The sequence below is a fragment of the Mycobacterium sp. pUA109 genome (assembly GCF_041287095.1).
Classification (GTDB): Bacteria; Actinomycetota; Actinomycetes; order Mycobacteriales; family Mycobacteriaceae; genus Mycobacterium.
The window spans coordinates 161058-187866 of record NZ_JBGGKS010000002.1 but is presented as its reverse complement, the minus strand read 5'-3'; the positions used below and the strand labels follow the sequence as shown (position 1 = coordinate 187866).

Genomic DNA, 26809 nt, shown 5'->3' with positions numbered 1-26809 from the left:
CACCCGACCGGCATACTGCAAGCCATGGCAACTGTCGTCGCATTCCACGCCCACCCCGACGACGAGGCGATCCTCACCGGCGGCACGCTGGCCCGCGCGGCGGCGGCCGGGCATCGGGTGGTGATCGTCACCGCCACCGACGGCCACATGGACGACGGCGACAACCCGCACCGGCTGGACGAATTGCGGTCCAGCGCGGCCATTCTCGGCGCGCACCGGGTGGAATGCCTGGGCTACGCCGACAGCGGCTACGGCCCCGACTTCTATCCCGACCCGCCGAACCGGGTCCGGTTCGGGCGCGCCGACCGGGAGGAGGCCGCGCAGCGGCTGGCCGCGATCCTGCGCGACGAGGACGCCGACCTGCTGCTCAGCTATCAACCCAACGGCGGCTACGGCCACCGCGACCACGTCCAGGTGCACCACGTCGGCAAGCGGGCCGCCGAGATCGCCGCCACCCCGCGCCTGCTGGAGGCGACCATGCCGCGCGAATTGCTGTGCCGCATCGCCGATATCGCCCGCCTGCTGCGGCTGCCCGCCCCCTACGAACGCGACGTCGCCCGCACCGCCTACGCGCCGCGGGCGACCATCACCCACCGGATCAACGTGTTCCGGTTCGCCCGGCAAAAGCGCGACGCGTTCGCCGCGCACCGCTCCCAGATCGGCGACACCGGCCCGGCCGCGCGGCTGTTCGGGGTGCTGCTGGCGTTGCCGCCGCAGGTGTTCGGGCTGCTGTTCGCCCGCGAATGGTTCGTCGACCCGACCGCGCGCCCCGGCACCGTGCACCGCGACATCTTCGCGGTCACCACAGCGTGATCTGCCCGGCGCCCAGGTCCACGGCGGCGTCGACCACGGCCCGGTCGATCTGGCGCAGCGCGTGTGAGGCGCCCAGCAGCCGGCGGCTGTCCGGGCCGACCAGGGTGTCGACGGCGTCGAGCAGGTCGGTGGCGGGCATGACGTCCGGCGCCTCCCGCTGATCCAGGGTGGCGACCAGCGCGCCGATATTGCGCCGGGTCTGGGCGGCCGCGGCGGCCACGGCGTCGGCCAATTCCGCTGACACCGAGGGCGTTTCCACGCTGGCGCGGGCCAGGGCGCGCGCGTAGTGGTCGCAGGCGGTCAGCAGCCGCAGCCCGCGACGGATGCTGCGCCGCCCGGCCAGCCCGGCGAGCCCGACGGTGCGCGGTTTGGCGGTGTCCCGGAACTGCTGCAGTTTGCGGTCCAGCCCGCGGGCCTGTTCGGTCAGCGCGGCGGTGGCGTCGTCGTCGGCCAGGGTGTCGACGCAGGTTGCGATCAGCTGCGACAGCGCGGTTAAGAAGGCGCGGGCGTCGGTGCGGATCGAGGCGCCGGTCCGCGTCGGCAACACCAGCAGCGCCACCGTCACCCCGATGACCGCGCCGATCGCGGTCTCCTCGATCCGCAACAGCAGCAGGTCCACGCTGAATTGGCCGAGCAGCCCGTACAGCAACGCCAACATGGTGGTGATCCAGAAGATCATCAGGCTGTAGGCCACCTTCATCAGGTACACCGCGCAAAACAGGCACACGAAGATCAGCGCCAGCGCGACGCCGCCGTGCCCGGACACCAATGTCGCGACCAGCACCCCCGACGGCACCCCCAGCACGGTGCCCAGCAGCCGCTGCCAGCCCTTGGTCAGCGTCTCGCCCCACGAGGTGGTGCCGGCGAAGGTGACGAACGCGGTGATCACCGCCCAATACCAGCGCGCCGGTGACACCAGCTCGCCGACCACGATCGCCAACGACGCCGCGATGGTGACCTGGATGGCTTGCCGGGTGGTGGGCCGCAGCCCGCGCCGCGGCTGCTCCTCGTCGTCGGCGCCGACGTCCCCGGCCAGCGGCGCCCCGGCTGCCACGCCCTCGGTCGCCGCCCGCTCGATCATGGCCCGGATCGCCGCGCCGGCCGCGGCGGTGTCCAGGATCGCCATCGCCAGCCGGCGGGCCTGCAGCCCGGCGTCGGGCAGGTCGCGCACCGACCCCGCCAGCGCGGCGGCGCGCGCCAACCCGCCCGAACCCGGCGCGCGCATATCGAACGCGAGCTGGGCCAGCGCCTCGGCCAGCTCGGTGCGGCCCGGAATGTCGGCGGTGGCCGCCCGGGCCGCCGCGGCGGCGACGCGCTCGACGGTCAGTTCGGCGTCGAACAGCCGCAGCGCCAGCTCCCCGCCGCCGACACCGGGCCACACCAACCCCGGGTCGACCTTGTCCTCGATCTGGTTGTGCACCATCAGCGCGGTCTCGTTGAGCCGGGCGACCCGCACCCGCAGCTGGTGGCGGCGCCGCTCGTCGAACCGGCCGGTGCGCACCGCGTCGGCGGCGGCGTCGACGACCACGGCCATCCGCGCCCGCAGCGAGGCCACGGTGCGGCGCAACACGTGCTCGGGCCGGTCGGGCAGCAGGTAGCTGCTCATCACGAAGCTGCACAGGGTGCCCACCGCCACCGCCACGATCAGCCACGGCAACTCGCCGGTGCCGGCCCGGAAGAACAGGGTGAAGAAATACGCCATGAACGCGACCATCCCCAGCGCGATGCCGCGGCTGCCGAACCGGCGGATGTACACCGCGCCGAAGATGATCACCACGAACACCGCGTCGGCGGCGATCCGGTGCGGGGCCAGCACCGCCGCCGCGGCGATCGCGGCGCTGGCCGGCAGCGGCAGCAGCGCCAGGGTGATCTTCTGTTGCCGCGGATCGGGGTCGTTGACCGAACGCGCCGACACCATCGCGATCACCGCGCCCAGCAGCGCCACCGTCAACGGCTGATGGGTGAGCCGGGTCAGCAGGTACAGCAGCCCAAGCGCGACACCCAGCCCGATCGTGGTGCGGGCCGCCAGCTGCAGCCGCAGCAGCCCGGGATCGGACTCGATCGCCCAATGGCGGGCCCGCTCGTACAGGGCTGCGCCGGCGGCGGGTCGGGTGCCGACGACCTCGTCTTCACCCAACACTCGCGCCGCCTTTCCGCTCACCGCCCCGTGTTCCATGGTGCATTAGGGTGGCTGACCGTGACGGCGCCGACGCGGTGGACCCTGGCCGACGGCCGCGACCTGCTGTTTTTCGCCCTGCCCGGGCGCAGCCCGGCGCCGGTGCCCGACCGGCGGCCGCTGCCGCCGCGCCCGGCCGACCCCACCCAGCTGCGGTTTGACCGCGCCACCGGACAGTGGGTGATCATCGCCGCGGCCCGCCAAGACCGCACCTACAAGCCGCCCGCCGAGGCGTGCCCGCTGTGCCCGGGGCCGACCGGGCTGACCAGCGAGGTACCCGCCGCCGACTACGACGTGGTGGTCTTCGAGAACCGGTTCCCCAGCCTGGCCGGTGCGGCGGCCATCCCGGCGCCGGACGGCGACGGGTTCGTCTCGGCGCCCGGATCCGGCCGCTGCGAGGTGATCTGCTTTTCCGCCGACCACACCGGATCGTTCGCCGACCTGCCGCCGGCGCACGCCCGGCTGGTGGTGGAGGCGTGGCGGCACCGCACCGCCGACCTGCTCGCCCAACCCGGCATCGAGCAGGTGTTCTGCTTCGAGAACCGCGGCGAGGAAATCGGGGTGACACTGGCGCATCCGCACGGCCAGATCTACGGCTACCCGTTTGTCACCCCGCGCACCGCCGCCATGCTGGAGCAGGCCCGCATGCATCGGATACACCACGGCCACAACCTGTTTGCCGACCTGCTGGCCGCCGAGGTGGCCGAGGGCATCCGGGTGGTGCTGCGCAACGAGTGGTTCACCGCGTTTGTGCCGTTCGCCGCCCGCTGGCCGGTCGAGGTGCACCTGTACCCAAACCGGTTGGTGCACAACCTCACCGAACTGACCGACGTCGAACTGGACGCGTTCACCGTGATGTACCGGGAGCTGCTGGCGCGCTTCGACCGGCTGTACGCCGCCCCGCTGCCGTACATGGCGGCGCTGCACCAATACACCGCGGCGCAGCCCGACGGCTACTTTCACGTCGAGCTGATGTCGATTCGGCGCAGCGCCACCAAGTTGAAATACCTGGCGGCCTCCGAGTCGGCGATGGACGCCTTCATCGTCGACGTGACCCCCGAGGCCGTGGCCGCGCGGCTGCGCGAGCTGTGATCCGCTACGCCGCGCCCGGCCGGATCAACCTGATCGGCGAACACACCGACTACAACCTCGGTTTCGCGTTGCCGATCGCGCTGCCGGCCCGCACCAGGGTCACCTTCGACCCCGCCGACACCGACGTGATCACCGCCCGCAGCGACCGCGCCGACGCCGCGGTGCGCATCCCGCTGGACACCACCCCCGGCGCGGTGACCGGCTGGGCGGCCTACGTCGCCGGGGTGATCTGGGCGCTGCGCGCCGCCGGGCACCCGGTGCCGGGCGGGACGCTGTCGATCACCAGCGAGGTGGCGATCGGGTCGGGGCTGTCATCGTCGGCGGCACTGGAATGCGCGGTGCTGGGCGCGCTGCTGGCGGCGACCGGGACGGGCCTGGACCGCCTCGAGCAGGCCCGCATCGCGCAGCGCGCCGAAAACGATTATGTGGGGGCGCCCACCGGGTTGCTGGATCAGCTGGCGTCGCTGTTCGGGGCGCCGGACACCGCGCTGCTCATCGACTTTCGCGACACCGCCGTCACCCCGGTGCCCTTCGAGCCACGCGGCGCCGTCCTGTTGCTGATCGACTCGCGCGCCGCACACGAGCACGTCGGCGGCGAGTACGCGGCGCGGCGGGCGTCGTGCGAACGGGCGGCCGCCGACCTGGGGGTGGCTTCGCTGCGCGACGTGCAAGACGCCGGTGTCGCAGTGCTGGACGGGGTCACCGACCCGGTCGACGCCCGGCGGTCCCGGCACATCGTGACCGAAAACCAGCGGGTGCTGGATTTTGTGGCGGCGCTGGCCGATTCGGATCTGGCGGCCGCCGGACGGTTGCTGACCGCCTCGCATGCCTCGATGCGCGACGACTTCGCGATCACCACCGACCACATCGACCTGATCGCCGCGACCGCGGTGACCGCCGGCGCGTGGGGGGCGCGGATGACCGGCGGCGGGTTCGGCGGCTGCGTCATCGCGCTGGTGCCCGAGGATCGGGCGGCGGCGGTCGCCGACGCGGTGCGGCAGGCGGTGACCGCGGCCGGCTATGTCGCGCCGATCATCACCACCACCCATGCCGCGGCGGGCGCGGCCGCTCGTTGATGACTCTGCGCTCACCAGGCACCCCACTCGCACTTTAGCCTGGTGGATGCAGAGTCAGCGTCACCGAAATTGGTGCAGCCCCTCACCGCGCACTAGTCAGATCATCTCGTTGGTGGTCAACCACCGCATCACCGGCCACCCGATAAACACCGGCAGCCAGCAGGTCAGCACCCGATACAGCAGCACCGACGGCACCCCGACCGCCGCCGGCACCCCGAAGGCGGCCAGCCCACCGATCAGGGCGGCTTCCACCGCGCCGACCCCGCCGGGCGTGGGCGCCGCCGAGGCCAACGTGCCACCGACCATGGTCACCACCGTGACGGTGACGAACGACGTGTTGCCGCCGAACGCCTCCACGCTGGCCCACAACGCCAGCGCCGCACCCAACGTCGTGCCGGCCGCGCCCAGCACGATCAACGCCAGCCGGCGCGGTTCGCGGGCCAACTCGATCAGGTCGCTGGACACCTCGGTCAGCCGCGGTCGCACCGCGGTGGCCAGCCAGCGGCGCAGGTTGGGCACCAGCAGGAAGGTGCCGACCGCCCCCAGCGCCACCCCGGCGATCAGGTACAGCATGGTGGGGCTGGGCACGAAATGGGACAGGTCGGCCGAGGCGCCGGCGGCGGTGCTGAAAATGATCAGCAACGCGACGTGCACGATCACCTGCACCGACTGCTGCAACGCGACCGCGGCGGTGGCCCGCAGCGTGCTCAGCCCGCCCTTGACCAAAAACCGGGTACTCAACGCCAACCCGCCGACCCCGGCCGGGGTGGTGGTGGCCGCAAACGTGTTGGCCACCTGCATGATGGACAGATTCCGGAAGCTCACCGCCCCGTTGGCGCAGGCCCACAGCGCCCCGGCCGCGCCGACATACGTCAGCGCCGACACCGCCAGCCCCACCAGCGCCCACCACCAATTCGCGGTCCGCAGTTGGGAAAAGAACGTCGGCACCGCGCTGATGAACGGGTAGGCGACATACACCAGCGCCACCAGCAGCACCAGCTGGATCAGCTGGCTGCGGGTGAACCGGGTGATCGTCTTGGCCTGGATCTGGTCGGCGCCGGTTTGGCGTTTGACCTCCTCGCGGGCGGCGGCGATGACGGCTTTGGCGTCGGGCACCGCGTCCCGGACCCGGGCCGGCACCGCGGTTTTGGTGAGCCGGCGCGACGCGGCCAGCACGGTGTCCTTGCCGAACGCGTCGATCGCGGCGGTCACCGCCGCGCCCGCGTCATACAGCGCGGTCGTCGTCACCAACAGCTGGGCGATATCGGATTGCAGCTGCGCGTCGGTGGCGCCGTATTCGGCGTTGCCGAACCCGCCGAACAGCACGGCGTCGTCGGCGGCGGTGATCTCCTTGGCGCGCAGGTCGCCGTGGGCGATGCGGTGGTGGTGCAGCCGGTGCAGCGACTCCCAGATCGCGGCCACCGGGGTGCTGTCGACGCCCTCGGCGATCGGCAGACCGCGCGGCAGGCTGTGCGCATAGAGCGTCCACCCCCGGTCCAGGGCGGCCAATGCGACCGTGACGGTGTTGGCGACCCCCACCTCCCCGATGGCCACCGCCATCAGCGCCCGATGTTCGACGGCGCGGTGCAGCGAGGCGTGCAGCGGCGAGGTTTCGGTGGCCCGCAGCCGCAGCTTGCGCCACAGCTGGCGCACCGCGCCGCCGCTGCGCTGATTGGGGCCGTACAACTCGATCAGCGCCGGGGTGTCGGCCGCCCCGGACAGCACCAGCGGTCCGCGCCCGGCCGGCCGCAGCACGGTCAGCCCGGACACCACGCAGCCGCGCGCGGCCAGCGCCCGCACCGCCCCGTCCAGCGGCACCTCCAGTGCCGGGGTGCCCACCACCAGCACCACCAGGGCGCCGACGAACCAGCCCACCGTCAACCCCAGCAGCGAGCGGGCCGGCACGATCGCGGACACCACCAGGTGGATCGGCACGAACGCCAGCAGCAGCGTCCACCACCAGCGCCGCCACCGCGACGGCAGCCACGGCCCGGACACGGTCAGCACCGCGGCCAGCATCGCGATCCAGCGCGGGTCGTCGAGGAACTGGGCCAGCGTGGTGGCCAGCCGTTCGGACAGGTCGAAATGCCAGCGCGGCGCGGCGATGCCCTTGCCGGTGATCGACAGCGGCAAAAACGCCAGCAGCGCGGCCACCGCGTAGGCGCCCAGCAGCTTCCACTGCCGCCCGGCGATCAGCCCGATCAGGATCATGAACGGCAACGCCAGGATGGCCACCCCGTAGCCCAGGTACACCAGGTTGGACTGGGTGGGGGACAGCACCCCGACGATCCGGGAGATCGAGCGTTCCAGCGCCACCCACTCGTACCGGGTGACCAGCGAACTGGTGATGACGACCGCGAGGAACACCGCCGCCAGCGCCAGCCGCAAGATGTCGTTGGTGCGCCGGGTCAGCGGCTGCAGCAGGTTGCCGGTAATCGCGATATCGCGCCCGTCAACTCGCATGATCACTTCCGGTCGGCTCGATGCCGCGGTCGGCGGCTTGCCGACAACTTAACTGGCGGGTGGCGCCGTTGGGGTGAGTGATCGCGGTTGTGGCGGCGAATTGTGTCGCCAAGGATTGTTTTAGTCGTATACACTAAAACAATGAACACCGACCAAGCCGCCCTGGCGTCGAGCACCCAGAGCTACCGGCTGGGCCCGCTGCACCGGCGCGGCTCGGTGGCCAACCTGTACACCGCCACCACCGCGGACGGCACCCCGGTGATGCTGAAGCTGCCCCGAAAACCCAGCTCCAACATGCTGATCGAGGCCGAACAGGCCGCGCTGCGCGACCTCGCCACGCTGGCCACCACTGAGACGTGGCTGCCGGCGTATCTGACCCGGCTCACCGACACGCTCACCCACCACGATGACGCCACCGGCGCCGCCCGCCGGGTCAGCGTGCTGGCCCCGCTGCTCGACGGGTTCGTCACCCTGGCCGACGTCGCCGCCGCCTACCCGCAGGGCCTGGACCCGCGCGACTACGCCTGGATGCACCGCCGGCTGCTGCGCGCGCTGGCCGCCGTGCACGCCGCGGGCTGGGTGCACGGCGCGCTCACCCCCGCCAACATCCTCATCCACCCCCGCGAGCACGGGGTGGTGCTGGCCGGCTGGTCGTTCGCCACCCAACCCGGGCAGCGGCTGGCCGCCCGCACCAGCACCGACGCGCGGCTGTATCCGCCCGAGGCACTGGCCGGCGAACCGGTGTCCGGCGAATCCGACGTGTACATGGCCCACACGCTGATGGACCAGATGCTCGGGCCGCACGCCCCCGAGCCGCTGCGCCGGTTCAGCCGCGGCTGCCGGCAACGCTCGCCGCGCCGCCGCCCCGACGCGGCCGGCCTAATCGGCGAATTCGACGACCTGCTCGACCGGCTCTACGGGAAGCGCCGCTTCCGGCCGTTCGAGATGCCACAAGGGAGGTAAGGAAAATGGGATATGGACGCTGGGACGACGACACCTACCGGGCCGCACACACCTACCGCGCCGCGCGGGGCCAGTCGGACTTTTCCTACAGCGACGAGCTGCGGGCGCGGCCGCGTTCGCAATGGCGGGTGGACCCCAGCCTGGACCCGCACCGGGTGACGGCGCGGGAATCCCGGGATTCGGCCGATCACCCCGACGCGCTGCCGGTGGTGGTGCTGTTCGACGTGACGGGGTCGATGGGCACCATCCCGCGCATCATGCAGCAGAAGCTGGGCAAGCTGCACGGACTGCTGCAGCGCAAGGGGTATGCCGCCGACCCGCAGATCCTGTTCGGGGCGATCGGCGACGCCGACACCGACATGGCGCCGCTGCAGGTGGGTCAGTTCGAAGCCGACAACGCCATGGATGACCAGCTGCGCACCGTCTTCCTGGAAGCCGGTGGGGGAGGCCAAAAGTCGGAAAGCTACGAGCTGGCCGCCTACTTCCTGGCCCGGCACACCGCCACCGACGCCTGGGATAAGCGCGGCAAGAAGGGCTACGTGTTCATCGTCGGCGACGAACTCAACAAGCCCCGGCTGGCGGCCCGGCACGTGCGGGCGGTGATCGGCGACGACGTCGCCGAGGACATCGACGTCGCCTCGATCTACCGGGAGCTGCAACGCCGCTGGAACGTGTACTTCGTGCTGCCCGGCTCGTCGTACTACTACGACGACACCGAGATCGCCGACCACTGGCGCGGGCTGCTCGGCGAACGTTTCCTGTGCCTGGACGACCCGGCGGCGGTGTGCGAGCTGATCGCGCTGACCATCGGCGTCGAGGAGGACCGCGTCGATCTGGGTGCGGGGCTGGCCGACCTGATCGACGTCGGGTCAACCAGCGAAGCCGCGTCGGTGCACAAAGCGCTGACCCCGGTGGCCGGTTCCCGCGGTACGGTCAGCAGCACCGCGCTGCCGGCCGACCTCGACGGCGACGACGATGTCGTCACCGCCTAATCCCCCCCGAGCAGAGGAGTTATGATGTCCGACAACATCTTCGACGACCGGCACCTGATCGTGGTGGACCTGGGGTTCGGGGACGCCGGCAAGGGCGCCACGGTGGACTGGTTGTGTTCGCCGGACGCCGGGCTCGACGTGGCCGCGGTGATCCGGTTCAACGGCGGCGCCCAGGCCGCCCACAACGTCGTCGTCGGCGACACCCACCACACCTTTTCCCAATTCGGGTCGGGCACGCTGTCGGGCATCCCAACCTTCTTGTCCGCGCACATGCTGGTCGAACCGATCGCGCTGGCCGCCGAGGCCCGCCGGTTAGCCGCGCTCGGTGTCGCGGACCCGCTGGGGCTGCTGGCCGTCGACGCGCAGGCGTTGCTGACCACCCCGATTCACGTGGCCGCCAACCGGGCCCGCGAGGACGCCCGCGGCGCGGCCCGACACGGCTCCTGCGGCAAGGGGATCGGGGAGACCGCCGGGTATGCGCTGGGCCACGACGCGCCCACCGTCGGCGACTGCCGGCACCCGGACGTGTTGGCCGCCAAGTTGACGGCGCTGGCCCAGCATTACGCCGGCCTGCTGGCCGGCACCGGGCACCGCTATCCCGCGCTGGACGCGATGGTCGACCTGTACCGCGAATTCGCCCGCACCGTCAAGATTGTCGGCCCGGGCCATCTGGGTGCGCTGGCCGGCCGGGGCCGGCTGGTGTTCGAGGGCGCCCAAGGGGTGCTGCTCGACGAATGGCGCGGCCTGCACCCGCACACCACCTGGTCGACGGTGGAGCCGTCCAACGCCCGGGCCATGCTCGCCGGCCTCGGCCAGCCCGGCTACCTGCTCGGGGTGACCCGCAGCTATCTGACCCGGCACGGCGCCGGCCCGTTTCCGACCGAGGACCCGGCGTTGGGGGAGCTGCTGCCCGAACCGCACAACGGCACCGGCACCTACCAGGGGGCGTTTCGGGTGGGCGCGTTTGATCCGCTGTTGCTGCGCTACGCGATTGCCGCCTGCGGCGGGGTGGACGGGCTGGCCGTCACCCACCTCGACGCGCTGGCTCGGACGCCGCTGGCGGCCGCCGTTGGCTACCGCACCGCCACCGGGCCGGTGCGCGGCGTCGACTGCGGGCCGTGGCGGGACCTGGACTATCAGCGGCGGCTGACCGACCTGCTGGCCACCGCCGAGCCGGTGCTGGTGCCGGCCCCGGCGTCGGTCGAGGGGTTCGTCGGCTACGTCGAGCGGGCGCTTGGCGCTTCGGTGGTGCTGGGTGCCACCGGCCCGGACCGGGCCGATCGGGCGGTGCGCGCGTTGGCGGTGGCGGCGTGACCCCTGGCGAGCTGTCGCTGACCTCGGTGGACGTTGTCGCGCTGCACTTTCCGGTCAGCGAGCCGCGGCCCGCCGTGGCGGTCGCGCCGCGGCCGTGGGATCCCGAGGAGGGCACGCTGGCGTTGCCGGGGGTGCTGCACGGCCGCGGTGAACTGCTGACCGAATCGGCGCAGCGGGCGCTGACCGCCAAGCTGGGCGCCCCGCCCGACGCGGTGCGGACGGTGGGACAGCTGCGGGTGTTCGACGCCCCGCACCGCGACCCGCGCGGCCCGACGCTGTCGATCGCCATGTTCGCGGTGCTCGCCCCGGACTGGGTGCACCCGGCCGTCACCTGGATCGACCTCGACCACCAGCCGACGCTGGCGTTCGACCACAACCGCATCCTGCACGACACCCGGGTGATCCTGGCCGACAAGCTGTTTCACGACCTGCCGTTCACCCGGGCGCTGCTCGGGGACCGGTTCCCGGTGACCCGGGCGCTGGCCGCCGCCGAGACGCTGCACGGCCGGCCGGTCGATCGGGGCAACTTCAACCGCACCCTGGCCGCCACCGCGGGGCTGGCCCGCACCGGCGACACCGAACGCGCCCGCGGCACCGGCCGGCCGGCGTCGGTGTGGCAGTGGGAGTGAGCCGCTATGGGCCGCCGTTGGCGCCGGTCATGGCGGGGGCCTGGGCCCAGTCACATCTGCCCCAGGAGCCACGGCAGGGGAGGGGTGTGGTGTTTTGCCCGCCTCTGAGCGACAAACCGGTGGGTTTCTTGCGGGTCACGAGCCTCATGCGGCCCGTTACCTGCGTACCCGCGGCCGGCCGGGCTTGCGCTCCCATCCCTCGGCGAACTTGCGCACGGCAACCGCATCCCACACCGCGCCGCCACCAAGCTCGGCCAACGGCGCTGGGAACGTTGGCAATTCGCGTAGCTGGTGCACACGCTGACGCGATACGTCGAGCTCTGCGGCGATTTCGGTCGCCGACATGAGTTCGGGCATGGTCGGCGCGGCGGCCCGGCGTTGCCACTCCGGTTCGCGGAGCACTTCCATGCCGACCGGCTGGGCGTGGACCACCCGGCCGACGGTGTCGGCTGCCTTTGCTGCTGCATCCAACAACGCTAGATCGCCCGGCACATACATCGTCACGTCAACACCACTGCCCGGGATACGGGCGACCGATCCGTCGGCCGAGGTCAGTTCGTTCTCCCAGGAGTCCATGGCCTCCATTGAAGGGTCGGCGTCGAACGTGAGCGTGATGACCCAATCTGCAGTCACCTCGTGCCTCCCCTCTGGCGTTGTGCGCGCTGTTTTTTTCTTGCTCGGCGGGGGCCAGGTGAGCCCCGCCTTCTTTAGCTTCCCGTGCAGGTCTTGCATCCGTCGGCGTGCGTTGCGGGGTAGTGGGTTACGTAGTTGCCCTGAGGGTCATAGAACCGGGTGTAGCCCTTGGTGTCGTCTTCGATTCGCCAGCCCTGTGATCGCGCCCACTTAGCGATGTCGGTGATGTCACTGTTCATCCTGCCCTTTCCCTAGCTACCTGTCAAGGGTTATTGATCCGGTGCGGCATCGCCAAGTCTCGACCCGATGCGCTGGTCCCGTTTACCGCCATCCACAACGTGCCGTTGCTGTCGCTTGCCGCCATGCGAAAGCACCGGCCTTGTCGGTGCCCCCGATACCGTGATGCCGGCAAGGGCCTTTGCATTCGCATAGGGGGCACACCTCCAGGTCGAGCCGGCGCACGTCCTCGTAGCACCGCACCCGCGCGCCCGCGTCGGCGAACATCGCGTAAAGCCCCGCCGGGGCAACCGAGTTCAGCCCCCGCTCGACCAGGACGGTGTGCAGCCCCTCCATCGCGGTGGCGATGGCCGCATCGACGGCGTCGATCGCGGTGTCGGCCCCGTGCACCGCCCGTTCCACCGCGGCGCGGGCTGTGGTCGCCGCACGGCCGACGCGGTGCCGCACGCCGCGGGTCCAGTCCCCGAAGCGGAGGGACTCGCTGCGTCGTTTGTCGGCGTCGGCCAGCAGGGCGTCCCAGGCGTCGCGTTCGTAGCCGGACATGTTCGCCGAGGTGGCCATGCCGCGGACCTTACGACGCGGTGCCGCGGCCGAAGTACAGCTCCTGGGTCGCGACGGCCACCAACTGCCCGGCCCGGTTGTACATCGTCGACGTCGCCAGGCCGCGCCCGCCGATGCCGCTGGGCGAAAACTGGTCCGACAGCACCCAATCCGACAGGTCGATGGGCCGCTGGAACCACAGCGCATGGTCGATGAGCGCGTTGAACGTGCTGACCGGGGTGGCCCGCCGCATGGCCAGCGCGGTCTCCACCATGGTGGTGCCGGACAGGTACGTCAGCAGGCAGCTGTGCAGCACCTCGTCGGCCGGGACGGGTTCGGCGGGTTTCCACCACAGCCGGATCCGCGGCGAGGGCTCCGGGTTTTCGAGCGCCAGGCGCGGCGGCGGATCGATGTAACGCTGCTCGAAGGGGCGTGGCTGCACCCAGTGCCCGCCCAGCTCGTCGGCGTAGTCGGCCAGCTGCTGCTGCACCGGGGGCAACGACGCCGGTTCGGGCACCTCTGGCGGGGGCTGGTGGTAGTCGGGCGCCTCGACGGCGGCGGTGAACGATGCCAGCGTCTCCAGCAGGATCTGGTCGTCTTGGCGGGCGGTGACCTGCCGGGTCGACAGTGTGCCGCCGTCGCGGACCGCTTCGACGTGCAGGTCGACCGGGCGGCGCGCGTCGCCGGGGCGCACGTAGTAGACGTGCACGCTGTGCGGGGTGCGGCCCGGGGCGGTGCGGCTGGCCGCCATCAGGGCCTGGGCGGCGATGTGGCCGCCGACGATGTGGTGGTTGGGATTGTCCAGTTGGGTGGCGACGAAGTGGTGGTCGCCGCCGCGGTCGACATCGAGGGTGGCGATGATGTCGGCCAGGGTCGGGGAGCGGTAAGACACCCGGCCATGATGCCGTAGCCGGGCGGGGCGGCCATGCCGCGGTTGTTCCAGGCGTCGCCGCGGGGATGGGTCGCGGTGCCCGGCTTGCAAGCGCCCCAGACGCGAGCGCCGCGCCGAATGGCACCTACCCGACACGTCGCCGGCGTGTTCCGTCGGGAAAGTGCCACTCGGCGAGCAACGCGCGAGCAAGGGTTGCCCGTCCTAACCCTGACTAGCTTGTCCCACTTCTGTCCGCCGAACGCAAGGCACATGCGCCATCTAAGAATGGATTGCGCCCGTGATACGGCCGGCTATCACTGCCGTGATATCGGATGCGCCATCCTTTTCCAGCGTCGGCCCATGGTCGGAGATTCGGGGCAGATGTGGCGGATGTGGCGAAAGCGCAGAGGCGATCTTGATGGCGTCCATCGCTCGGTCACGAAACCCGCCCCGACACCAAGCTCCGACCCGGGGCGCCAGCAACCACCCCGGCGCGCTATCGGTAGCCTCGGATGCGGTCCGCAGACGATCGGAGGCCATCCATGGACCGGGTGCTCGGTCTTTCGATGACATCGACCGTTGTTCGGTGGGTGCTGGTCGACGGTGTCACCGGCGACGGCGAAGCCGTCGACCGCGGCGTCAAACGCATCGCCGACGTCGACGCCTTTGACGCCGACGCCCTGCTCGCCACGCTGGTGGACGGCGCCGATCTGCACGCGGTCGGCCTCACCTGGACCCCGGACGCCGACGCCGCCGCCACCAAGCTGCAAACCGCGCTGCACGGCAACGCGCACGCGGTCACCGACATCGCGGCCACCGAACTGCTCGCCAGCGGCCTCGCCGACCTCGCCGGCTACGACTTCCTGGTGGTGTGCGCGGTGGAACCCGAGGCCACGGTCGTCGCGACGGTCAACGCCCGACGGGTGACCGCGCAGCGCATCCCCGGCACGGATGACGGCCCGCCGATCGCGCGGATCCGGGCGGCGGTGCACGGGGTGCGGCCGCGGCCCGACGCGATCTTCGTGCTGGGCGCCGGGGACGCCGACGCCGTCGTCGCCGCGCTGCAGGACCAGACCGGGGTCCCGGTCATCACCGCCGCCGAAGCCGACTTCGCGCTGCCGCGCGGCGCCGCGTTGGCGGCGGCGCGCGCGGGCACCGTGCCCGTCGCGCCGGTGGCGCCGCCGCGGAATCCGCGGGTGCGGCTGCTGGCCTCGGTGCTGGCCGCCGCGGTCGTGGTGCTGGTCGTCGCGCTGTCGCTGGCCGTGGCGCCGCGCCTGAACCCGCCGTCGCACCGGCACCCGCAGCACAGCACCGCCGCACACCAAACCCCCGCCACCCCACCGGGTCCCGCGGCCAAACCCACGGTGGCCCCGGCCGCGCATCCGTCGATGCTGCAGCCGCTGCTCGAACAGCAGCCGGTCTACGTGCCGCCGGCCGCGCCGCCGCCCCCGCCACGCATCCGCGACCGCATCAAAGAAAAACTCCCGCGGCTCAACCCCTTCCACTAACCCCTGAGCCGGTGTTCGGTGACCGCAACGGCCTGGCCGCGGCCACCAGCTACCGGGCGGTGCTCAACGCCGACCGCCGCCCGCGGGGGAGGCCGTTCAGTCGGCGAGCAGCCGTGCCGCCGCGCCTATTTCGCGATGCCGGCGGATCTCGTAGCTGCCCGGCGCGATCCCCATGTAGCCGTGCTCGGGATGCCCCAGGTAGGCGATGGAGCCGTCCGGCACGGTCAGGCTGGCTTCGCGAAGGTCGTGGGGTGCGTCGGTGTCGCAGTACACCGGCCCGCCGGCGGCGTAGATGACGTGGGTGTTGCCGCCGTCCTCGGCGCGCACCACCGGTGTGCCCGACGCCGGCACCGCGGTGGTCGCCGGGTACGCGGCCGGTAACACCAAAACGTCGCCCTGGCGCTGCATGCCGGACAACACCGGGATGTCGACATCGCCGTCGTGCGGCGTGCACACGCTGACCCCGGTCGTTCGGACCAGCTCACTGATGGTTGCCACCTAGTGTTTCCTTTCGGTTGGGGGCTCGCGGCTCAGGTCGCGCGGGCCATGTGGGCGATCGCCCCCCGGAGTCGTGGTGCAGCCGGTAACGGTCGGCGCCGATTTCGACGTGCAGTTCGCTGGGCCGGTCGCCGACCATCGCGAAATCGCAGGTCGGCCACCGCCAGTGGGTCGGCTGGGTGTCTCGATGGCGACGGATTTGCTGGCGGGGTTGGTCATCCGCGCACGGCGGACCTCGTCGCCGCAGAACGCGAACGTCATCGGCCGGCGGATGGTGCGGTGCGCGGACTGGCAGACCTCTTTGCCCGGTACGGCATGTAATGCCATGGTCACCGGCCCCGACCGGGGCTTGGCCGATACGGGTTGCCGCGCTTTGCTGTTCGGGTGATCCGCGACGGGCGGCGGGGTAGCGTCCAGCGCGCCGCTCATCGCCGAGCACGCCGCTGTGTGCACCGGCGCACGATACCGCAGCCATTGTGGACCCGATCACCGGGGTGCTACCGGGTTGAGCGCCCGGACTTGTCGGTGCCCCGGCCTAGCGTTGGGGTCCGCGATGTCCAGACAGCGGGAGGTAACCATGCGGCATTGTCGGCACCAGGCGACGGGGGAGATCCGGGTCGTTCTGCTCGGTGACCACGAGACCGTGGGCGGGCACCGGGACGACTTGGCCGCGCTGGCGGCCCAGCAGTCCTGTGTCGTCGCCGACGCGTTCGGGTTCGCGCCGGGCGAAGCCGGCGCGCACGACGAGCTGACCGAGGTCGACGCGGTGGTGTCGGCGCTGGGACGCGCCATCGCCGACCGCGCCGACGTCTGGGTGCCATTCTTGGGCGCCGACCTCGGGCGTGAACAGCATTGGCGGCGGCTAAGTCTGGTGCTGCAGCGGCACGGGCTCACGTTGCGGGCGGGGCGCGACCTCGACCCGTTCCCGACCGACGGCGGGGCCAGCGAAATCGACTACGCGCTGCGCCGGGAAGTCCAGGCGGTCGACGAACTCGACCACGCGGCGCTGGCGGCGGTGGGAGCCGAAAGCCTGGGCCGCGAAATCGAGCAGGCCCTGGCGGGTGCGGCGCCGGATGCCCGCTGTGAGCTGGCCGGCGCCGGCCCGGCCACCGACGTCGGTGCACCGCCGCAGCTTCCGGCGCCGACGACGCCGTGGGCGCAGCGCCAACCGATGCTCAAGCGCTACGCGCGCTGGCTGGTGCACGGCTGCGGTGTCACCCAAGCGGCGACCGCGCGGGTGCTGAACTCGACCGGACAGCGCACCGCGAAGGGCCGCGAGTGGCAGGCGGGCACGGTGTCCAAACTGCTCAACGGCCGCTACGACCACGCCGCGCAAACGGGCCAGTAACGGGGCCTACCGGTCGATCTCGGCCAGGGCCGCGGACGCACGCATATATGCCCAAGCCCGCGAGATCGCCGAATGCTGCCGATGCCGACCGAGTGCCCTCGGGAAAAGGCGGCGCTCGGGTAGCCTGAGGCCCCTCGGTGTCGCGCACGATCACCGGCATTTTTCGGGACCCCAGGTGGCGACGCTCGACCCGGCGAGCGAGGGAGAAGCATGTGACCGGTACGCCCACGCCGCTGTCCCGCTTGACGGTCCGCGGCAGCGCACTGCTGCTCGCGCTCGCGCTGGCCACCGCCGCGCCGACCCGCGCGGAGCCGCCGCCGGCGGACCCCGTGGCCCTCGCCGACAGCCTGGTCGCCGCCGAGCAGACCCTGCGTGACCCGTCGTCGCCGGATGCGGCGCTGACCGAGGCGGCGCACCACCAGCAAGCCGCCTACCGCGCCCTGGGGTGGCATCCGGACTGGGACGCCGTGGTGCGCCCGCGGATTCCGGCGCCGCTGCTGGACGGCTATGACCACAACCTCGACGCGCGCCGGCAGATGGTCGCGCTGGTGGCCAGTGACGCGAAGGCCGCGCTGCCCGCGTGGCGCATCGACCCGCCGGCGCCGGCCGACGAGCTGCTCGGCTACTACCACGAAGCCGAGGCGGCCACCGGGGTCGGCTGGAACTACCTGGCGGCGATCAACTTCATCGAAACCACCTTCGGCCGGGTCGTCGGCGCCAGCAGCGCCGACGCCCGCGGCCCCATGCAGTTCCTGCCGGCGACGTTCGCCCGATACGGCGACGGCGGCGACATCTCCTCACCGCACGACGCCGTCCTGGCCGCCGGGCGCTACCTGGCCGCCAACGGCTTCGCCGCCAACCCCGACCGCGCCGTGTTCGCCTACAACCACTCCGAGAAGTACGTGCGCGCGATCAGCGACTACGCCACGGTGATGGGCGCCGACCCGGCCGCGTTCGCCGGCTACTACCGCTGGGATGTGTACTGCCACACCACGGCCGGGGACGTGCTGCTGCCGGTCGGGTACGCCGCCAGCGCGCCGATCCCGGTGGGGGAGTATCTGGCGAACCACCCGCAGTGAGCGTGGGCGGCCAGCACCGCCCCCCACCCGACCCGGAGCAAACCGTAAGGTGGCAGCCACGGCGATCGGGAGGACCACGGGATGACGCGCACCGTCGAAGAACGCCTGGCGGCACTCGAGCAGATCGAGACGATCAAGGCCCTTAAACACCGGTACTTTCGGGCCTGCGACGCCAAGGATCCCGACGCGATGCGGTCCTGCTTCATCGCCGACGGCGCCGACATCGACTACGGCCCGCTGGGCGACTTCGCCGACGCCGACCACCTGGCCGCGGTGTTCCGCCGCATCGCGCTGCACACCGTGGACGGGCACCCGGTGATCCTGGACATGCACCACGGGCTGCACCCGGACATCACGCTGACGGGGCCCGGCCGCGCCACCGGGCGCTGGACGCTGAAGTTTCGGCAGCTCAACCTGATCGAGCGCACCGAGCGGCTGCTCACCGGCGACTACGACGACGACTACGTCCTGGCCGACGGCGCCTGGAAGATGGCGCGCAGCCATTTCCGGCAGCGCTGGTCGATCACCCGCCCGCTGGGGCCCGACGCGGTCGTGGAGCGCTGAGATGACCCGGGTCGCGCTGGTCACCGGCGCCAGCCGCAGCGTCGGCAAGGGCATCGCGGTGGCGTTGGGTGCCGACGGCTGGACCGTTTACGTCACCGCCCGCGGCGACGTCGGGGTCGGCGGCCCGCTGGATGCGACCGCCGCCGCGGTCACCGAGCGCGGCGGGACCGGGATCGCGGTGCGCTGCGATCACCGCGACGACGACCAGACAGCGGCCCTGTTCGCCCGCATCGCCGCCGACCAGGGCCGACTCGACCTGCTGGTCAACAACGTGTGGGCGGCGCCCAAGGGCTTCGCCGGGTTCACCGACCCGTTCTGGAAACGCCCACTGACCGATTGGGATTCGCTGATCGGGGTGGGGTTGCGGGCGCATTATGTGGCCGCGGTGCACGCCGCGCAGCTGATGGTGCCGCGCGGGTCGGGCCTGATCGTGAACATCTCGTCGTTCGGCACCCGCGGGCATCTGCACTCGGTGCTCTACGGCATGTCCAAGGCCGGCCTGGACAAGATGGCCGCCGACATGGCCGTGGAATTGGCCGGCACCGGTGTCAGTGCGCTGTCGCTGTGGCCCGGGCTGGTGAAAAACGAGGCGATGGAGGCGTTGGGGCTCACCGAGTTTCAGGGGTTCTCGCTGGCTAACGCCGAGACGCCGGAGTTTATCGGCCGGGTGATCGTCGCGCTGGCCAACGACCCGGAGGTCGGGGCGCGCAGCGGGCACACGCTGATCACCGCCGAAACCGCGCTCGACTACGGGGTCACCGACGTCGCGGGCAACCAGCCCGACTCGCACCGGGACCTGTTCGGCGGCGGCCCGCTGTACTGAGAGGCGGTTGGGTGGCTCGGCGTCTGCCGCGGTCGGTTTCCCAGTGCGGGCGGATCAGACCGCCCACAGCGCACTGACCGGTAACGCTGCAAGCTTCGGGCCGAACGGCGTGGCTTCCGGTGCGGCGGTGAGCAGGACACCGAACTGAAACCGATCACCAAGCCGGTCAGCGAGGTAGCGAAGACCGCGCAGGTCGTCGGCCCGCGGCGTGCTGGTCGCCTTGACTTCGATGCCACAGACGCGACCATCGGGATGTTCGAGAACCAGATCGACTTCGGCGCCGCCGCGGTCGCGAAAATGCCACAGACTTGCCCGTTCCGCCGACCAGGTCAGTTGCTTCCGAATCTCGTTCGCCACAAACGTCTCGAGCAGGGGGCCGAGCGGACCGCCGGGACGGTCCAGCGTCGCGCCGGTCACGCCGAGCATGTGACACGCCAGCCCGCTGTCCGACACCATCAGCTTCGGTCGGCGAATAACCTTGCGGCTCAGATTGGTCGACCACGCGGGCATCCGGTGGATGAGGAAGGCGGTTTCCAGCAGAGCCAGGTAGCCATCGGTGGTGCGAGCCGGAATCGAGAGCTCGTTCGCTAACGCGCTCACATTGAGCTCGGTGCCGGACCGTGCGGCGCACAGCCGCAGCACTCGCGGGATTTCAGCAAGGCGCTCGATCGCCGACAGCTCGCGGATGACCGACTGCGTGGCGGTGGTGACATAGTTCTCAAACCAGGCCCGACGTCTCGACGGCGCGCGGGCGACGACATCCGGGAAGCCTCCGGCCACGATGCGGTCGACCAGATCGCTGCGGTGCATCTCCGATCCATGCAGCAGCTCGCGCGGCTCGACGAACAGCCGATCGACGAAGTGCTCAGCAATTCCGGCGCGCTCACCTTGGGAGAACGGCCACAGCTCGATGATTTCGACCCGGCCGACCAGTGCGTCGGCCATGTCCGGGGCCGACAGCAGCCGCGCCGAACCCGTGAGCAGGAAACGACCGGGCCGACGATCCCGATCGACCTCGGATTTAATCGCGCGAAACGGACAGAATACACTGCGGATTTGTCGCAGGTTGTGCTGCGGATCTGTCCCTATCGCTGCTGCGGATTCGTCCGCCTAGGTGCCGCGGATCTGTCCGGGCCTGGTCGTCGGGAGCGTCGATGGCCTCAGGGCAGTCCGGCCTGGTCGAATTCTTGTTGCAGCCGCGGGCGGCGACGGTATGTCTCGCGGAGGTCGGCGATGAACTCGTCGACTTCCGCGGAATCGCGTGAGCCCGCAGCCAGTTTGCGCATCTTCTTCAACCGACGGGCGGCGCCGAGGTAGCGCCGCGCGTCCGCATCCACCAGCTCCCGTTCGACGAGCCGGGTGTAGACGGGCAGAACGGCGATCGGGTCGAGCTTCTCGTAGGCTTTGGCCAGATCGCTCCAGGTGCTCGAGCACCTCGTCGCGGTAGTCCGGCCAGGCGGCCCCGGCGTCCCGGTACAGCTGACCTGCGCTGCTCGACGACGGCCAGCGGCGGAAGACCTCGACCCGCGCACCCAGCAGGTCGTCGGGCCGATGCTCGGCCAGCAGTTCGCACCAGTAGTCGGCCGCGCGCCGTGCCTGAGGGCCGGCGTCGAAGTCGGTGGCTTGCTTGGCCCAGTCGATCGCGGCGTCGATCTCCCCGATTTCGGCGAGTGCCACCGCAGTGTCCTGGAGCCACGCAGCCACAGCAGGCCTCGGGCGTGGGTGGCGATGATCGCGTCGACGTCGCGGTCAAAGACGGCCAGGCGCCGCGCATTCCAATCCAGCGTGAACCACGCACCGGCATGGGGCGACGAAAACGGTTGATCGTCGGGCGGTCGCGGACCCAGGGTCGCCGCGTGTTCGTCGAGTTTGGCGCGGTAGGCGGCCATGCCGTCGGCGCCCAGTGCCGGTGCGTAGGCGACCGGGTCGATGGTGAAGTAGTCACAGTGATTGTCGAACTGGAACTTCACCATCCAGTCAACGAGTTTGGCGGCGGCCGGGCGGGCCCGGGCCGCCACGCTCGAGTGCAACTCCAGCAGGTCGCGGCAGGCATCGCCGATGATGCCGCTGGAATCATCGGCCCGCATGATCACCTTCAGCGCCGACGCGATCGCCCGTTGCGTCACCGCAAACACCTCGGCGGGGTCGCCGTCCTGGGCGGCGTGCTGCAGGATCGCCACGGCCTCGTGCATCCGGGCGCCGTGGGCGTTGGCGACGTTCCACCGCCAGACGTCGGCCCGGGTCCGGATCAAGGGGAGAACGACGTCGGCGAGAGCGGTCACCGGGTCATCATGGTGAGCACCGACGCGCGGCCGCAAGCACCGACCACGCTGTCGACGGTCACCGTTTCCCGCATTCCTACCTGAGGCACCGAGGGTGTTTCGCGGGCTCGTTTCGTGAGTCAAGCCGCTACGTTGTGTTTTTTGTGGTTAATCCCTACCCTGATGCTATGCCCGCCGACCGTCTACTGCGTACTGGCGAGGCCGCGAGCCGGCTTGGTGTATCTCGACAGCACGTGGTCGACCTGTGCAAACAGGGCAAGCTGCCGTACGTCATGGTGGGTGTGCACCGACGGATTCCCGAGCACGCCATCACCTCGAAGTTGACGTATATGCGTCATCCGCGCAACGACGGCAAGCAACAGTCGTTGTGGTTGCATGCGGCGTTAATCCCGAAGCTAGTCAACGATCCCGACACAGTTCTTGAGATTGCGCGACGCAACCTGGCCAGGCAGCGGCAAAGCGGCTCCACGCACAGCGCGGCCTACACCGATGAATGGGCCTCGATCTTGGATGCCGGTGTGGGGCGGGTGATCGAAGCGATTCTGGACCCGTCAGATCACGGGGCGACGCTGCGCTCCTGCACGCCGTTCACGGGTGTGCTCAACGAGGAGGAGGTGCGCTCGATCAAAAAGGCGTACCGCGAAGTTCGTGATGCGGTGTCGTCGGGGTGAGACGACAGGAACTCGCGCAGATCCTCCGGGCGGCCTGCGCCATCGCCGGAGACAATGACGTTCTTGCCTTGGGTTCGCAGGCGATCCTGGGGAGCTACGACGAAGCCGAGCTGCCCGATGTGACCACATTGTCACGGGAGGCCGACATCGCCTTCTTCAATGATCCTGACCGTCGGAAGCGGGGACAGCGTCGATTACTCTGCCCTACAGATGAGGATTGCGCGAGTGGTAGCGTTAGGGTGCCTGTTAGGAGGTGCATGATGGATGGCGCTGTGGTACATCCGTCGCCTGCCGTCGCGGACGCCTGGGAGGCGGCATATAAGGAATCGGTGGTGACGCCGCCATGGGAACAGGCACGTCACCTGGTTGGATCGGTCGGGGTGCGCTACACGACCGCTGCTCTTGGGTTGAAAGATGCCCGCACCGTCCGCAACTGGGTCGAGCGTCAGGCCGAGCCCCGCGAACACGACGTTGTCAGCCGACTCGCCGTCCTGTTTCGGGCCGTCAGGGCTATCGAGTCCATCTACAGCCCGGCGGTAGCCGCGGCCTTTCTCCGGTCATCCAATCCTCAACTCGACGACGAAGCACCACTGGTTGTGCTCGCCACCCAACCCGTCGGCGAAGCCGAACCGGCGGTGCTCGCGGCGGCACGAGCATTCCTCGAAGGGTGACCCGCCTGCGTCCCGTTCCGCCGCCCGATTCGGGCGCGGTTCGGGTGCACCCCGCGCCCGAGGCGCTGCCGCAGTTGCGGCACGAGGGTCCCGGACGCAACAGGTTTGACGACCCGCACGGACGGTTCTTGATGCGGTATACCGCGGAGAGCCTTCGTGGCTGTTTGGTCGAGACTATGGCACGCTTCCGGCCCAGTCCGGCTGCTGACGCACTCCTGGCCGCAGTGGAGTTCGTTGACGCTGACGTTGACCCGCCTGTGCCAGCCGCCCAAGCCGTCGCGGAGTGGCTGGCCGCGCAACGTGTCGGCCGGGTAACTCTCGTGACGCCGCAGCCGCTTCTCGTTGACATCGAAGCCGCCGACCTCCTGGTCGATCTGGACACCCATCCCCTGGTACGTGAGGCCATCGACAACTCCCCGCTTCGCGACGGCCCGACTCGGGTGCATCTCGATGCAGGGCTTGTTCGGCTGGGAGGCGATGTCGGCCGTCCCATCACGCAGCAGGCCATCTCTCGCGCACTGCATGAGCTGCATCCAGAGGTGGATGGAATTGCCTACTGGTCGAGGATCGATCCCAGCGAGCGATGCTGGGCCATCTTCGGTCACGTGCCGGTAGATGTAGCGATCGCAGATTTGTCCGCCGAGAACCCGGTTCACCGCAGTGCTGTGCAAGAGGTGGCCGATTTGCTGCGAGTGCCACTGCCGCGTGCGTGGCGGTAGTGAGTCACACGCCACCGCTGACCACGCGTTCCGGCGGCAAGGGGATCGAATAGCGACCGCGCGGCATCGGGCACCTCGCTGGCGGCGCGACGCAGCCGGTCTTTGGTGGCGGCGCAGTTGAACGGGCGCAACCGGTAGCCACGTCCGCCCCCCGTAGCCTAAAGACGTGCATCCGGCACCGATCATCCCCACCCTCGACGGGTGCTTCGCGCGCGAATTCCCGGAGCTGACGGTGCCGTGGCAGGCCGAGGCGCCACCGGATCCGCGGCTGCTGGTGCTCAACGAGGCGCTGGCCGCCGAGTTGGGCCTGGACCCGGACTGGCTGCGCAGCCCGGACGGGGTCGGCCTGCTGGTCGGCAGGACCGTTCCCGACGGCGCCACCCCGGCGGCGCAGGCCTACGCCGGACACCAGTTCGGCAACTATGTTCCGGTGCTCGGCGACGGCCGTGCCCTGCTGCTCGGGGAACTCGGTGACGGCGACGGCCGTCGCCGCGACCTGGCCCTCAAGGGGTCGGGGCGCACCCCGTTCGCCCGCGGCGGGGACGGCCTGGCGGTAGTGGGGCCGATGCTGCGCGAGTACCTCGTCAGCGAGGCCATGCACGCGCTGGGCATCCCCACCACCCGCTCGCTGGCCGTGGTGGCGACCGGACGTGACGTGCAGCGCGACACCGTGCTGCCCGGGGCGGTGTTGGCCCGGGTCGCCGCCAGCCACCTGCGGGTGGGCAGCTTCCAGCTGGCCGCCCAGCAGGCCCGGGCCGCCGGTGATCCGGGGCTGCTGCGCCGGCTGGCCGACCACGCGATCACCCGGCATCATCCGGACGCCGCGGACGCCGAAAACCGGTATGTCGCACTGTTTGAGGCGACGGTCGAGGCGCAGGCGGCGCTGGTGGCGCGCTGGATGCTGGTCGGGTTCGTGCACGGGGTGATGAACACCGACAACATGACGATCTCCGGGGAGACCATCGACTACGGGCCGTGCGCGTTCATGGAGGCCTACGACCCGGCCACCGTGTTCAGCTCGATCGACTACGCCGGGCGCTACGCCTACGGCAACCAGCCGCGGATCGCGCAGTGGAACCTGGCCCGGTTCGCCGAGGCGCTGCTGCCGCTGTTCGCCGACGACGAGGACGAGGCGGTCGCGGTGGCGACCCACGCCCTGGACGGGTTCGTGCCGCGCTATCAGGCCCGGTGGTCGGCCGGGATGGCGGCCAAGTTCGGGCTGCCGGAAGGGGAGGCGGCCGCCGGTGTCGTCGGTGATGCGCTGGTGCTGCTGGCCGGCAACGCCGTCGACTACACCTCCTTCTTCCGGTCCCTGAGCGCGGCCGGCCGGGGCGACGACGCTGCCGCGCGGGCCATGTTTGTCGATCCTGCCGGGTTCGATGAGTGGCTGGGACGTTGGCGCGCGTTGGGGCCCGACGTCGACGCGATGGACCGGGTCAACCCGATCTACATTCCACGCAATCACCTGGTGGAGCAGGCACTGACTGCCGCGACGGACGGCGATCTCGCGCCGGTCCAGCGACTGCTGGACGCTCTCGCCGACCCGTATCGGCAGCGCGCCGGCCTGCAGGCGTACGCCGCGCCCGCGCCCCCGGAATTCGGTGCGTACCGGACGTTTTGCGGGACGTGAGAGCTGCGCTGTCGGCTCGGGGGTAACCAGCGTCAGCTGCCACGGCCCGCAACCACGGAGTTATCAACGGCGGCGAGCCGGTGGCGAGGATCGCCCGGTTGGGTGACTTCCAGCTCGGCGAGCCAGCACGGGATTACCCGCAAGCTAGGCTATAGTATTAGGTGCTATAGTTTCTCATGGGCAGTCGCATTGAAACGCTTGGCCAAGTCATGGCCGCAACGGGTACCACCCAGTCGCGGTTGGCTCGCCTCAGCGGTGTTCACCAGCCCAGCATCAGCCAGTTTCTTGCGGCCAAGATCGATTTCAGTGACGAACAGCTGGACCGGCTACTGTCCTGTATGGGATATCGCCTCGAGGTCACTCGGCGGGCAGTCACTCCCGAGTTGACCCGCTCGGAGTGGCGGTCCTGGAAGGTTCATCGCCAGCTGGCAACGCACCTGACCGGAGCAGCGCTGGCCCAGTGGCGGCCGACCATTCTGGCCAACGTCGAGCGGCTGCGCGGCGGGGTGCGCGGCCAACCCCACACCCGGAACCTCACCCGGTGGCAGCAGGCGGTGACGGCGGGCGATCTGGCTGTCGTGCGCCGCGCATTGACCGGGCTGGACCGCGACTCGATCGAGATGCGCGAAGTAACGCCCATGAGCGGCCTACTCCCAGACGCCGAACGGCTCGAGGCGCTGCAAGGTGCGACCTAATGCGGCGTGATCAGCTAGAGCACGCAATCCGTACCTCATGCCGGATCACCGGGATGGCCGAGGTCATTGTGATTGGCTCGCAAGCGATCCTGGGGAGCTACCCGGAGAACGAACTACCGGCGCTGGCCACCCGATCCATGGAGGTCAACATTCTGCCCGTCGCCGGTGACAACGACAGGGCAACAGAGCTTGCCGATCTGATCGCCGGCGTCGCCGGTGGGCTCTCCCCGTTTGAACAGCTACATGGATTCAGCATCGACGGTGTGGACATGACAACCGCAGCCCTCCCGGACGGCTGGCGAGACCGACTCGTCAGGGGCTGAGCCACCGAAGCAGTTGTGGGCGGGGAGCACGGCCGTTGCTTTACTCTGAACAGGGCCTGTTGCGTTGAGCTTCAGGAAGTGAGCCCGGCGGCCGTCCGGACGGTCGGTGAGCCGGGTTTCGTGGCGTCTTGGGTCAGGTCGCGTGGCCTATCGCGCGCCAAGGACTGGACGCTCGCGGACAATCCCGGCATTGAGCGTG

The 26809-nt window shown here is 70.5% G+C and carries 25 protein-coding genes and 4 pseudogenes; 20 read left to right on the top strand and 9 right to left on the bottom strand.

The window, feature by feature from the left end; translation table 11 throughout:
- Window positions 1-24: 24 nt before the first annotated feature.
- Window positions 25-813, top strand: a complete 789-nt coding sequence (locus tag ACAG26_RS03055; RefSeq protein WP_370479198.1) for a PIG-L deacetylase family protein — start codon at window positions 25-27, stop codon at window positions 811-813.
- Here ACAG26_RS03055 and ACAG26_RS03050 read toward each other — a convergent pair.
- Window positions 800-2989, bottom strand: a complete 2190-nt coding sequence (locus ACAG26_RS03050; RefSeq protein WP_370479196.1) for an FUSC family protein — start codon at window positions 2987-2989, stop codon at window positions 800-802. The genes ACAG26_RS03055 and ACAG26_RS03050 overlap by 14 nt on opposite strands.
- Before the next feature lie 21 nt (window positions 2990-3010).
- Here ACAG26_RS03050 and ACAG26_RS03045 point away from each other — a divergent pair.
- From ACAG26_RS03045 to ACAG26_RS03035, 3 genes and pseudogenes are all read left to right on the top strand, one after another.
- Window positions 3011-3076: pseudogene (locus tag ACAG26_RS03045) on the top strand (galactose-1-phosphate uridylyltransferase); the annotation flags it as partial.
- Window positions 3053-4081, top strand: a complete 1029-nt coding sequence (gene galT / locus ACAG26_RS03040) for a galactose-1-phosphate uridylyltransferase (protein WP_370479620.1) — start codon at window positions 3053-3055, stop codon at window positions 4079-4081. The pseudogene ACAG26_RS03045 and the gene galT, both read left to right, overlap by 24 nt.
- Window positions 4078-5157, top strand: coding sequence for a galactokinase (locus ACAG26_RS03035; RefSeq protein WP_370479194.1), 1080 nt, complete (start codon window positions 4078-4080; stop codon window positions 5155-5157). The genes galT and ACAG26_RS03035 overlap by 4 nt, the downstream gene beginning before the upstream one ends.
- 96 nt (window positions 5158-5253) lie before the next feature.
- On the opposite strand, the gene ACAG26_RS03030 is transcribed toward ACAG26_RS03035, so the two are convergent.
- Window positions 5254-7620: a YbhN family protein gene (locus ACAG26_RS03030; protein WP_370479192.1), complete on the bottom strand. Its 2367-nt coding sequence runs from the start codon at window positions 7618-7620 to the stop codon at window positions 5254-5256.
- Window positions 7621-7761: 141 nt separating this feature from the next.
- Here ACAG26_RS03030 and ACAG26_RS03025 point away from each other — a divergent pair, with 141 nt between their 5' ends.
- From ACAG26_RS03025 to ACAG26_RS03010, 4 genes are read left to right on the top strand one after another with little or no spacing between them, the layout of a single operon-like run.
- Window positions 7762-8583 carry a hypothetical protein gene (locus ACAG26_RS03025; protein WP_370479190.1) on the top strand — a complete coding sequence of 274 codons (822 nt, stop codon included), beginning with the start codon at window positions 7762-7764 and terminating at the stop codon, window positions 8581-8583.
- 5 nt (window positions 8584-8588) lie between these two features.
- Complete coding sequence (locus tag ACAG26_RS03020; RefSeq protein ID WP_370479188.1) at window positions 8589-9575, top strand: hypothetical protein; 987 nt, start codon at window positions 8589-8591, stop codon at window positions 9573-9575.
- A 24-nt stretch (window positions 9576-9599) separates the two neighbouring features.
- On the top strand, window positions 9600-10889 hold the full coding sequence (locus ACAG26_RS03015) for an adenylosuccinate synthetase (protein ID WP_370479186.1): 1290 nt from the start codon (window positions 9600-9602) through the stop codon (window positions 10887-10889).
- The gene (locus ACAG26_RS03010; RefSeq protein ID WP_370479184.1) at window positions 10886-11518 is read left to right on the top strand and encodes an NUDIX hydrolase; all 633 of its coding nucleotides are present in this window, start codon (window positions 10886-10888) and stop codon (window positions 11516-11518) included. The genes ACAG26_RS03015 and ACAG26_RS03010 overlap by 4 nt, the downstream gene beginning before the upstream one ends.
- 171 nt (window positions 11519-11689) lie before the next feature.
- Here the strand turns inward: ACAG26_RS03010 and ACAG26_RS03005 are convergent.
- The 4 genes and pseudogenes from ACAG26_RS03005 to ACAG26_RS02990 form a co-directional block, all read right to left on the bottom strand.
- Window positions 11690-12151, bottom strand: a pseudogene (locus ACAG26_RS03005) (helix-turn-helix transcriptional regulator); the annotation flags it as partial.
- Window positions 12148-12390: pseudogene (locus ACAG26_RS03000) on the bottom strand (hypothetical protein). The pseudogenes ACAG26_RS03000 and ACAG26_RS03005, both read right to left, overlap by 4 nt.
- Before the next feature lie 82 nt (window positions 12391-12472).
- Window positions 12473-12949, bottom strand: coding sequence for a hypothetical protein (locus tag ACAG26_RS02995; RefSeq protein ID WP_370479182.1), 477 nt, complete (start codon window positions 12947-12949; stop codon window positions 12473-12475).
- A gap of 10 nt (window positions 12950-12959) precedes the next feature.
- Window positions 12960-13820, bottom strand: coding sequence for an acyl-CoA thioesterase (locus tag ACAG26_RS02990; RefSeq protein WP_370479180.1), 861 nt, complete (start codon window positions 13818-13820; stop codon window positions 12960-12962).
- Between the two features lie 545 nt (window positions 13821-14365).
- On the opposite strand from ACAG26_RS02990, the gene ACAG26_RS02985 reads away from it, so the two are divergent.
- On the top strand, window positions 14366-15307 hold the full coding sequence (locus ACAG26_RS02985; RefSeq protein ID WP_370479178.1) for a hypothetical protein: 942 nt from the start codon (window positions 14366-14368) through the stop codon (window positions 15305-15307).
- A gap of 96 nt (window positions 15308-15403) precedes the next feature.
- On the opposite strand, the gene ACAG26_RS02980 is transcribed toward ACAG26_RS02985, so the two are convergent.
- Window positions 15404-15805 (bottom strand): hypothetical protein, encoded by a 402-nt coding sequence (locus tag ACAG26_RS02980; RefSeq protein ID WP_370479176.1) that lies wholly within the window; start codon window positions 15803-15805, stop codon window positions 15404-15406.
- A 76-nt stretch (window positions 15806-15881) separates the two neighbouring features.
- On the opposite strand from ACAG26_RS02980, the gene ACAG26_RS02975 reads away from it, so the two are divergent.
- From ACAG26_RS02975 to ACAG26_RS02955, 5 genes are all read left to right on the top strand, one after another.
- Window positions 15882-16193 (top strand): hypothetical protein, encoded by a 312-nt coding sequence (locus ACAG26_RS02975; RefSeq protein ID WP_370479174.1) that lies wholly within the window; start codon window positions 15882-15884, stop codon window positions 16191-16193.
- 189 nt (window positions 16194-16382) lie between these two features.
- Window positions 16383-17153 carry a hypothetical protein gene (locus ACAG26_RS02970; RefSeq protein ID WP_370479172.1) on the top strand — a complete coding sequence of 257 codons (771 nt, stop codon included), beginning with the start codon at window positions 16383-16385 and terminating at the stop codon, window positions 17151-17153.
- 263 nt (window positions 17154-17416) lie between these two features.
- Complete coding sequence (locus ACAG26_RS02965) at window positions 17417-18232, top strand: transglycosylase SLT domain-containing protein (protein WP_370479614.1); 816 nt, start codon at window positions 17417-17419, stop codon at window positions 18230-18232.
- An 81-nt stretch (window positions 18233-18313) separates the two neighbouring features.
- On the top strand, window positions 18314-18796 hold the full coding sequence (locus ACAG26_RS02960; protein ID WP_370479170.1) for a nuclear transport factor 2 family protein: 483 nt from the start codon (window positions 18314-18316) through the stop codon (window positions 18794-18796).
- Between the two features lies 1 nt (window position 18797).
- Window positions 18798-19619 carry an SDR family NAD(P)-dependent oxidoreductase gene (locus tag ACAG26_RS02955; protein ID WP_370479168.1) on the top strand — a complete coding sequence of 274 codons (822 nt, stop codon included), beginning with the start codon at window positions 18798-18800 and terminating at the stop codon, window positions 19617-19619.
- A gap of 54 nt (window positions 19620-19673) precedes the next feature.
- Here ACAG26_RS02955 and ACAG26_RS02950 read toward each other — a convergent pair.
- Window positions 19674-20654 (bottom strand): annotated as a pseudogene (locus ACAG26_RS02950) (ATP-binding protein); the annotation flags it as partial.
- A gap of 125 nt (window positions 20655-20779) precedes the next feature.
- On the bottom strand, window positions 20780-21901 hold the full coding sequence (locus ACAG26_RS02945; RefSeq protein WP_370479166.1) for a DUF6880 family protein: 1122 nt from the start codon (window positions 21899-21901) through the stop codon (window positions 20780-20782).
- Between the two features lie 167 nt (window positions 21902-22068).
- Between ACAG26_RS02945 and ACAG26_RS02940 the strand changes: the two genes are divergently transcribed.
- From ACAG26_RS02940 to ACAG26_RS02915, 6 genes are all read left to right on the top strand, one after another.
- The gene (locus ACAG26_RS02940; protein WP_370479164.1) at window positions 22069-22572 is read left to right on the top strand and encodes a helix-turn-helix domain-containing protein; all 504 of its coding nucleotides are present in this window, start codon (window positions 22069-22071) and stop codon (window positions 22570-22572) included.
- Window positions 22569-23243 carry a hypothetical protein gene (locus tag ACAG26_RS02935; RefSeq protein WP_370479162.1) on the top strand — a complete coding sequence of 225 codons (675 nt, stop codon included), beginning with the start codon at window positions 22569-22571 and terminating at the stop codon, window positions 23241-23243. Before ACAG26_RS02940 ends, ACAG26_RS02935 begins: the two co-directional genes overlap by 4 nt.
- Window positions 23240-23962 (top strand): RES family NAD+ phosphorylase, encoded by a 723-nt coding sequence (locus tag ACAG26_RS02930; RefSeq protein WP_370479160.1) that lies wholly within the window; start codon window positions 23240-23242, stop codon window positions 23960-23962. Before ACAG26_RS02935 ends, ACAG26_RS02930 begins: the two co-directional genes overlap by 4 nt.
- Window positions 23963-24128: 166 nt before the next feature.
- Window positions 24129-25592 carry a YdiU family protein gene (locus ACAG26_RS02925; RefSeq protein ID WP_370479158.1) on the top strand — a complete coding sequence of 488 codons (1464 nt, stop codon included), beginning with the start codon at window positions 24129-24131 and terminating at the stop codon, window positions 25590-25592.
- Window positions 25593-25801: 209 nt separating this feature from the next.
- On the top strand, window positions 25802-26287 hold the full coding sequence (locus ACAG26_RS02920; RefSeq protein ID WP_370479155.1) for an XRE family transcriptional regulator: 486 nt from the start codon (window positions 25802-25804) through the stop codon (window positions 26285-26287).
- Complete coding sequence (locus ACAG26_RS02915; RefSeq protein ID WP_370479153.1) at window positions 26287-26610, top strand: hypothetical protein; 324 nt, start codon at window positions 26287-26289, stop codon at window positions 26608-26610. Before ACAG26_RS02920 ends, ACAG26_RS02915 begins: the two co-directional genes overlap by 1 nt.
- The last annotated feature ends 199 nt before the right edge of the window (window positions 26611-26809 follow it).

Excerpts from the sequence above, each read along its gene's own strand:
- ACAG26_RS03055 (WP_370479198.1), top strand. The coding sequence starts at position 25 with ATGGCAACTGTCGTCGCATTCCACGCCCACCCCGACGACGAGGCGATC.
- ACAG26_RS03015 (WP_370479186.1), top strand. The coding sequence starts at position 9,600 with ATGTCCGACAACATCTTCGACGACCGGCACCTGATCGTGGTGGACCTG.
- ACAG26_RS03025 (WP_370479190.1), top strand. The coding sequence starts at position 7,762 with ATGAACACCGACCAAGCCGCCCTGGCGTCGAGCACCCAGAGCTACCGG.
- ACAG26_RS02940 (WP_370479164.1), top strand. The coding sequence starts at position 22,069 with ATGCCCGCCGACCGTCTACTGCGTACTGGCGAGGCCGCGAGCCGGCTT.
- ACAG26_RS02985 (WP_370479178.1), top strand. The coding sequence starts at position 14,366 with ATGACATCGACCGTTGTTCGGTGGGTGCTGGTCGACGGTGTCACCGGC.
- ACAG26_RS02920 (WP_370479155.1), top strand. The coding sequence starts at position 25,802 with ATGGCCGCAACGGGTACCACCCAGTCGCGGTTGGCTCGCCTCAGCGGT.
- ACAG26_RS02960 (WP_370479170.1), top strand. The coding sequence starts at position 18,314 with ATGACGCGCACCGTCGAAGAACGCCTGGCGGCACTCGAGCAGATCGAG.
- ACAG26_RS02995 (WP_370479182.1), bottom strand. The coding sequence starts at position 12,949 with ATGGCCACCTCGGCGAACATGTCCGGCTACGAACGCGACGCCTGGGAC.
- ACAG26_RS03030 (WP_370479192.1), bottom strand. The coding sequence starts at position 7,620 with ATGCGAGTTGACGGGCGCGATATCGCGATTACCGGCAACCTGCTGCAG.
- ACAG26_RS02970 (WP_370479172.1), top strand. The coding sequence starts at position 16,383 with ATGCGGCATTGTCGGCACCAGGCGACGGGGGAGATCCGGGTCGTTCTG.
- ACAG26_RS03020 (WP_370479188.1), top strand. The coding sequence starts at position 8,589 with ATGGGATATGGACGCTGGGACGACGACACCTACCGGGCCGCACACACC.
- ACAG26_RS02915 (WP_370479153.1), top strand. The coding sequence starts at position 26,287 with ATGCGGCGTGATCAGCTAGAGCACGCAATCCGTACCTCATGCCGGATC.
- ACAG26_RS02955 (WP_370479168.1), top strand. The coding sequence starts at position 18,798 with ATGACCCGGGTCGCGCTGGTCACCGGCGCCAGCCGCAGCGTCGGCAAG.
- ACAG26_RS03050 (WP_370479196.1), bottom strand. The coding sequence starts at position 2,989 with ATGGAACACGGGGCGGTGAGCGGAAAGGCGGCGCGAGTGTTGGGTGAA.